Genomic DNA, 7,227 nt, shown 5'->3' on the forward strand with positions numbered 1-7,227 from the left:
ATTATAGCGAGCGAGACTTCGTGTCTTGGGATATCGTCTTGATGAGTTCCGTAAGGATGCCAACATCATTGGAAATTGAAATGCATTCGTCATTAGAGAAGGGGTGAGCACTCACCACACTCATTGGAGATTGAACATCGGCTTCAGCCAGAACTGAGGCAGAGCTTGAAGGATGCGTCGTGGCCAAGCAGATCATTGGTGTCAGTAAGCTACGCCTGTTAATTCGCGCAGCTCGTAATCCAATCGCGGTATTAGGACTGATCAAGTAACCACTTTTAACAAAGACTTCATGAATACAGGAAAATGCCTCTGCATCCTCTACCGCCAAAGAATCAAATAGCTTTCGCGCCTCTAACCACTCATCCTGTTCCAGTTGAATTTGGCCATCCGTCTCTAGTAGCTCCATATTTCTAGCCACTTTATCACTGCACCTATTGAGAATGCTCCATTGCAGCCGCTCGAAATTAGAGGCTAACGACACATTCATGCAAGGCGTGTTGGTAATACGAATCTCATTACGCCTATAGAGGTTAGACTGAAGAAAGTCATGCAAACCCGCGTTGGTATTCGTTGCTACAATTAGCTGCCTGATGGGCAACCCCATTTCCCTTGCAATATAGCCTGCATAGAGAGCACCAAAATTTCCGGTAGGCACACTGAACGCCACCTCTCTTTTAGGCGCACCTAATTGAAGCGACGAGTAGAAGTAGAAGGACAGATGCGCCAGCACCCTCACCCAATTCACCGAATTGAAAGATATTAATTGTTGACCTGTTTCGTTAATGCCTCTGTGAAATTTTTCGCACAGCTGATGACAATCGGCGTAATCACCCTCAACCAAGATATTTACAACATTTTCTTCGGCAGCGCCTAATAAGCGACGCCGATGTTCATCTGTTATTCCTCTGGAAGGATGCAGAACAATCACAGTCACACCTTCCATGCCATTGAAGGCTTTGATGGCCGCGACACCGGTGTCTCCACCAGTGCAGCCAACGACAAGCGCTTTCTTTCCGGACCTTAGTAAAGAGTATTCAACCAGACGAGACATCAATTGGAGACCGAAGTCTTGATAGACCCCTGCCGGACCATGGAATAGTTCTAATACCCACTCATTGGTAGCCGTCTGATAGAGCGGCGCAACGGCGTTACTTTTAAAACCGTAAAATGTCTCCTCAAGAATTCGAGACAGTTCATTTTGAGGGATATAGTCACCTAGGAACGGCTCGATCACATGACGTGCCAGTTCGTGAAATGGTAGCCATTCAAGCTTCAGGAGATCATCGCTTTTGAAGCGAGGAACCTTGCTAGGAACGAAAAGCCCACCATCCGGTGCGTACGCCCCCATGAGGACCTCGCTGAACTCGAATTCTTTACCAGGCGTCCGTGTGCTGACGTACTTCATGATTTGAGACACCCTCTCGCCTTTTCTGAGCCTTCCACCCGTAAGGCGGCGCCCTGCTGAAATTCAGTGCTGCAGTGAGCCTTTCCTGTGAAATGTGAGGCCTTCTTCTGAAGCGTTGAGCGAGATCATCGTCATCTGCAAACGCAGATGGTGAGGGGTCGCACATCACCCGCGCCAGGCCAATCACCCATCACTCAGCTACCACACGGCCACTTTCGTCGCTTGCCGTTCAAGCTACCAACTATTGACTAAAAAAGTCAATATAGTGACTATCCCATCTATCCGACCGTGCACGGCTATCCCCCTGCGGGAAGGAGCCCTATCCGCATTCCCATCAGAAGGTCCAGGGCAGCCAGAAAATTAGAAATCCAGGAGAACGCCATGAGTGCCACGAACCTTCTTCATTCGCTTTACAAATACAAGGCATGGTCTGAGGAGGAACTGTTCAAGTGCTTGAAAGCCCCCGCGGCAAAAAAATTTCCAACCGAAATGGAGGAAGCACTCTACTGGCTAGCCCATATCAATATTGTTGACCAACTGTTCATTGCCAGACTGCAGGGAAAACCGGATGAATTTGACTCCATCCTGACCGAACAGAAACAAGACCTAGGTCGACTGGAAGAGTGCTTTTCTTCAGCGAATCAATGGTTTGTGAACTACACCCAGTCGATCACTGCAATCGAACTGTCTGATCCGGTTGAGTTTATTTTCAAGGATGGAAAACCAGGCAACATGACGAAAGAGCAGGTTCTTGTACACGTGCTATCACACGGATTGCAGCATCGAGGAAGTGTGGCGACTATCTTGCCTCGTGAGCTCCTGCTGGATCACAAGGACCATTTCACAACGTTTTTGAAGCTCTAGGCACTGATGGGCCGGCCCATGTATGGCGATGATACGTAATAGGAAATCTTTCGATGTTCTGCATACCCGATCAAGCACCAGTTGCCCCCAATATGACGAGCGCTGGATGCATAAAAGGAACCTGAGACAATTCCGCTCAAATGTCGAACGAGGCTTCGGTGTGATTCAAACTGAGTAAGCCGGCCTGCCGGCCCGAAGCAGCGATCTCAAAAAAATGCCTCAGCAAGCCACCTTCTGCTGAGGCGTCCTCACTGCAAAGAAAATTCATAAGTGCCTACGATTTTTATGAGGAGCGTGTCACGAATTAAAATGCTCCTTTATTTCAGTAGGCGCCTTTTTGTAAGTGGGAAGGAAGATGCTAAATGTCTTTATTATCAGCGCACTCAAGCATGGCTAATCCAATTCCTCGCTCATTACGCGAGACCAAAGCATCGCCAGCACCTCGGATATCACGGGCTTCCTCATCCTGACCGAGCTTGAATTTCCCCACCAGCCTCGTGATTTCGATCTCGACCCCTACAATTTTTTTCAGCATGGCATCTATGTACTCCTTGGGACTATCGGTCATTTTCCAAGGTGTGGGCTGAGTTGCTTCATGAGACTTGGTCAGCTTTGCTACGACACGACGCACGTACTGTGCATCATCGTGAAACGTCACACGACCAAATGCGTGCACGACCCGGTAGTTCCAAGTGGGGACTTGCTGATGGAAATCCTGTTTGCTCGGATACCATTGCGGCGATATATACGCATCTTGAGCTCGAAATATCACCAACACCTCACTGCCCTGGGCGACTTCATGCCATAGGGGGTTATTCCGCGCCACATGCGCCTGCAGCACCCCAAGCGCTCCGCTGCGGAGTACAAGTTCAAAAGGTAAGTGATTGGCGTCAATCCCATCACCCGAACAAGTGACAAGTGACCCAAGCGGATTTCGCATAATGACTTCTTGCAAAACGCCAACACGAGACTCTTCAAACTGAGGGGGGATGTACATTTACTTTGCTCCTATAACTGATCTGCTCGCTCAACATTAGGGCCACTGCGCCGGTCAAAGCCGACTAAACATCGGCCCTACCGCGCCTGCTGAGCTGTATCATTGTAAAGATGCAGCTTGGCGTTTCGGATGCATTCGCAGCACTTACTGCTCAGCTCAGTTCGAGCTCGTCGATCACCGCAGCAATTTGCTGACGCCCTGCTCCACTGATGGTTCTGAGTGGCAATGGCAAGCTCGGAGAGTGGGTGAATCCACGAAGCTCGGCCGCCGTTGCAACAACGCGCAAGCTTCCCCCAAATTGTGTAAAGAGGGCCCATAGAGGCTTCAAAGATTCGGAAAGGCGAGTCGCTTCTTTGGCGTTACCCGACAACGCAGCACGCGTGATTGCCAGGGCTGTTTTCGGGAACAAGCCCCCAATGACGGAGTACCAGACCTGACAGCCTGCGTTCAATCCAGTAGCAGCAAATACATCCCCGCTTACCCCGATCGTTACGTGCTCCGGAATCAGTGCCCGAAGGCGATCGACTCGTGCCTTGGCCTGATCTGGTGCTTCAGGAACGCCAGGGATCTTGATCGAGTGCACATTCGGCAGGTGGGCAATGCGCCCGTGAAGCTCATCAGTAAATTCGAAATGGGTGGTGCCGGGGTTGTCATAGACGCATAGCGGGACGGAGATATTGGCGGTGACCGTTTCGTACAGGGAAAAAACATCTTCAGCTGTTAGCTTCTGATAGGAAACGGGTGGCAGCAACAATGCCTTGACTCCCACCTTCTGCGCATCCTCTGCCAGCAACAGCACATCACGCGTCCGCAGCGACCCAATACTTACCATGACGGGAACATTCCCGGCTGCCTCTACTGCCAACTGCGTAACTCGTGAGCGTTCAATCCGAGAAAGGTACGCATAGCTTCCTGTAGATCCGAGCGCACCGATAGAATCCACTTTTGCAGCCACCAGTTGCTCCACAAGGCGAGCAAATGCTCCTTCATCCACACCCTGCTCATTCATTGGCGTCAAAGGAAATGCACTAAGACCGGTAAACATAGTTCAGGACTCCATTGTGTGATTCTGCAATTAGATCACCACAGGATGGACGGACTCCGAAGCATACATCGCTCAATAATCGACACCATGCGCCATGGAGATTTCTTCGATTCAGCTGCAGGCTTTTTCAAGGTGATGTGGGGGGGGGCATGAATGCCACCGATAAAAAGGCTGCGTGCGAGGCGAGATTGGACATAACCCCGTATGCATCCACACAAGCAGCCCGTACCCTCTCGCTTATGTACTAATTGGCACCTGGACCGATAAGCACACTCTCAATCTGAGCGCCTGGCATCATCAGTTGCAGGCCTTCTATCAGCTTGTCACCCGCTTCAGTCAATGCCTCGAGCGGCATTGTCGGCAGACTTTCCAGAATGAACCACATGTGCTTCGCGTCTGCACTGAGCCGTGTTCTGACACCCTGTCGCCAATTCCAACGACGGCAAGTCACCCCTTTATCGTCCCGCCAAACAACCTCGCCAGAATCAGGATATTCGTGGGCTGGAGCGCCTTCTTTCATGGTGTCGAAAGGTTCCGATCCATCAGCAACAGCGAGTCGCGGCGAGCCCACATAGGCTTCGACGTTCTCACCGCCGACCGGAACTGCGTATTCAATGCTGATGGCGTTATAGAGATCAACCACTGGATCGATACTCGGCAGACTGCCGTCACGCAGGGCCCGTTTGCGAAGAGCTTCAGCTGAGCAAGGGGTGCGCTGCGGCTTGGCACCGAATTTTCGGAAGAGATCCGCCCAAGCGGTCAGGTGAGCGTCTGCCCACAGTGCACCACCCGCCGTGACTGATTGACAGGCTCGAGCCAAAGCGTCCTTGCCAATATCTGGATTGGCGATTGGTGCAGCTTCGACCACAATGCTGAGCGCTCTGAACTCAGGTGCCAAATTGATTACGTCTTGGTCGATTGACGGCAGTACGGACAGCATCAGAGAATCCCTTTAATCCTAAATTTCACTTCATACTAGCGACCAATGACCAAAATAGTCAATATACCGACCAACACCGGGGCCGACGTTCAAACCGTTAGCGAGGCAGTTTCCCGTAGGCTCAAACAGGAACGGAAGAAGCGGAAAATCACTCTCGACGAGCTTTCCCGTCGCTCCGGTGTCAGCAAGGGCATGGTGGTCGAGATAGAGAAATGCACGGCTAACCCAAGCATCGCGATCCTGTGCAAAATCGCTGCTGCTTTGGGCCTTTCAGTTGCTGATGTCGTAAACGTGTCCGACGCCCCATCTGCCCACCTCATCGAGAGCAAGGATATTCCCACACTCTGGACAGGAAACATGGGAGGGACGGCTCGGCTCCTGGCTGGAACCAGTGGTCCGAACATGATTGAGCTTTGGCGCTGGGAAATGTTTCCCGGCGAAAACTTTGCCTCCTCAGGGCACCCTCACGGCACAACTGAGCTACTTCACGTGGAGAAAGGGACACTCCACTTCATAGTAGGAGATACCGAACTGAGCGTTTCTGCGGGTTGCTCAGCCGTAGCAAAAACAGATGTACCTCATGTCTACTCGAATAAAGGCAAATCAAAACTGATATTCACCATGTCTGTAACGGAGATCCACCAATCCGGGCGTGAAATTTAACGTTCAGACAGCATCGCGCTGAAGCTTACAGAGGAGTCCGCCGGGTTGGCTCTTATGGTCGGCCATCATCGCCCCGTCATAGGGCTCCTAATAACGGAGCCGCTGACTGGCATAGAACTTCGTTAAGGGGCTTTTAATGTCATTTGATTACCACCATCTCTTCCTCGTATTCACGGCCTATATTGTTGGAGCGGCGAGTCCTGGACCGAGCAACATGCGAATAATGGGCGTCGCGATGCACCAAGGCAGGCAGCCTGCGCTCCTGCTAGCGGCAGGTGTGATCAGTGGTTCGATTTTCTGGGGATCGATGGCAGCCACGGGCGTCTCAGCCGTCCTGGCGCAGTATGCGCAGGCGCTGGGTGTCTTAAAAACGGTTGGCGGTGCTTACCTGCTCTTCCTTGCCATCAAAGCAGGCCGCTCTGCTCTAACGTCCAATGAGCGACTCGAGAAAGAGATAGCTGCCGCGCCAAAAGTCTCGGGCTTCAGTCTTTATCAGCGCGGCTTGTTCATGCATCTCACAAACCCTAAGGCGCTGCTCGGCTGGATCGCTACCATGACCCTTGGCTTGGGTCCGCACGCTTCGCCAAAAACGGTCGGGATTATTCTGGCCGGTTGCGCCGTGCTTAGCGTCACTATCTTCTGTGGCTATGCGATCATCTTCTCCACCGCGCCCATGATTTGGGGATATCGCCGAGCACGCCGATGGATCGAAGGTACCCTTGCGCTAGTTTTCGGAGCGGCTGGAGTAAAGCTGATGTTCTCCCACTCCTAGCCCGGATCTGGGCTGTTTATGCATGTAGAGTCTATTGATTGTGTAAGCCACTTGACCGCGCCTTGGGTAACGTTCAGACCCAGCGCCGACTGGCTGAAACTGCGATTCCGTGCGACTTCTTCAAAGACTCGCAGCATGTTGAGCGAGGGCATTTGACGCATGAAAGGATGACTCCGCACCAGCCTCAGTTGTTACGTGGAGCAGGTTTATTGTTTTTCTTGGGGTAGTGATTGTTCTGTAGGGTCTATCTGACTATCAGTGGATGGGCTGATGCACGTGTTGTTTGGACTGACGAATTCGCGAGCGGGCTCGCTCCCACAGATTATGCGGGGGTGTCAGAAATTTTGTGTTCGGGCATAACATGAGTAAGAGGTGCATGTATGCCAACCAAAAAGAAACCCGCGTTGCGAGAACTACCGAAAATCCCGAAAGAGCTGCTCGAGCAATTCACCGATGGACCGATGACCGCTGAAGCCATTGAGGACGCCTCTGCGGCGTTCAAGAAGGCTTTGATCGAGCGAGCCCTCAGTGCTGAGCTTGG

7 protein-coding genes and 2 pseudogenes are annotated in these 7,227 nt (G+C 51.8%); 4 read left to right on the forward strand and 5 right to left on the reverse strand.

Features of this window, described 5'->3' with window-relative positions:
• Position 1 precedes the first annotated feature (1 nt).
• Positions 2–1,405 (reverse strand): threonine synthase, encoded by a 1,404-nt coding sequence (thrC, locus tag CKW15_RS26860; protein WP_095153011.1) that lies wholly within the window; start codon positions 1,403–1,405, stop codon positions 2–4.
• A gap of 381 nt (positions 1,406–1,786) precedes the next feature.
• Here thrC and CKW15_RS26865 point away from each other — a divergent pair, with 381 nt between their 5' ends.
• Positions 1,787–2,269 carry a DinB family protein gene (locus CKW15_RS26865; RefSeq protein WP_095153002.1) on the forward strand — a complete coding sequence of 161 codons (483 nt, stop codon included), beginning with the start codon at positions 1,787–1,789 and terminating at the stop codon, positions 2,267–2,269.
• Between the two features lie 358 nt (positions 2,270–2,627).
• On the opposite strand, the gene CKW15_RS26870 is transcribed toward CKW15_RS26865, so the two are convergent.
• From CKW15_RS26870 to CKW15_RS26880, 3 genes are all read right to left on the reverse strand, one after another.
• Positions 2,628–3,266 (reverse strand): FMN-binding negative transcriptional regulator, encoded by a 639-nt coding sequence (locus CKW15_RS26870; RefSeq protein WP_090454472.1) that lies wholly within the window; start codon positions 3,264–3,266, stop codon positions 2,628–2,630.
• Positions 3,267–3,417: 151 nt separating this feature from the next.
• A complete protein-coding gene (locus CKW15_RS26875) occupies positions 3,418–4,311 on the reverse strand; it encodes a dihydrodipicolinate synthase family protein (RefSeq protein WP_095153003.1) in 894 nt (297 codons plus the stop codon).
• 244 nt (positions 4,312–4,555) lie between these two features.
• On the reverse strand, positions 4,556–5,251 hold the full coding sequence (locus CKW15_RS26880) for a B3/4 domain-containing protein (protein WP_095153004.1): 696 nt from the start codon (positions 5,249–5,251) through the stop codon (positions 4,556–4,558).
• A gap of 45 nt (positions 5,252–5,296) precedes the next feature.
• Between CKW15_RS26880 and CKW15_RS26885 the strand changes: the two genes are divergently transcribed.
• Together CKW15_RS26885 and CKW15_RS26890 are read left to right on the forward strand one after the other, a co-directional pair.
• On the forward strand, positions 5,297–5,914 hold the full coding sequence (locus CKW15_RS26885) for a helix-turn-helix domain-containing protein (RefSeq protein ID WP_090454468.1): 618 nt from the start codon (positions 5,297–5,299) through the stop codon (positions 5,912–5,914).
• Between the two features lie 136 nt (positions 5,915–6,050).
• The gene (locus tag CKW15_RS26890; RefSeq protein ID WP_095153005.1) at positions 6,051–6,686 is read left to right on the forward strand and encodes a LysE family translocator; all 636 of its coding nucleotides are present in this window, start codon (positions 6,051–6,053) and stop codon (positions 6,684–6,686) included.
• Between the two features lie 53 nt (positions 6,687–6,739).
• Here the strand turns inward: CKW15_RS26890 and CKW15_RS26895 are convergent.
• Positions 6,740–6,847: pseudogene (locus tag CKW15_RS26895) on the reverse strand (LysR family transcriptional regulator); the annotation flags it as partial.
• 219 nt (positions 6,848–7,066) lie between these two features.
• Here CKW15_RS26895 and CKW15_RS26900 point away from each other — a divergent pair.
• Positions 7,067–7,227 (forward strand): annotated as a pseudogene (locus CKW15_RS26900) (IS256 family transposase); the annotation flags it as partial.

This window comes from Pseudomonas sp. Irchel s3b5, from assembly GCF_900187435.1.
Lineage (GTDB): Bacteria > Pseudomonadota > Gammaproteobacteria > Pseudomonadales > Pseudomonadaceae > Aquipseudomonas.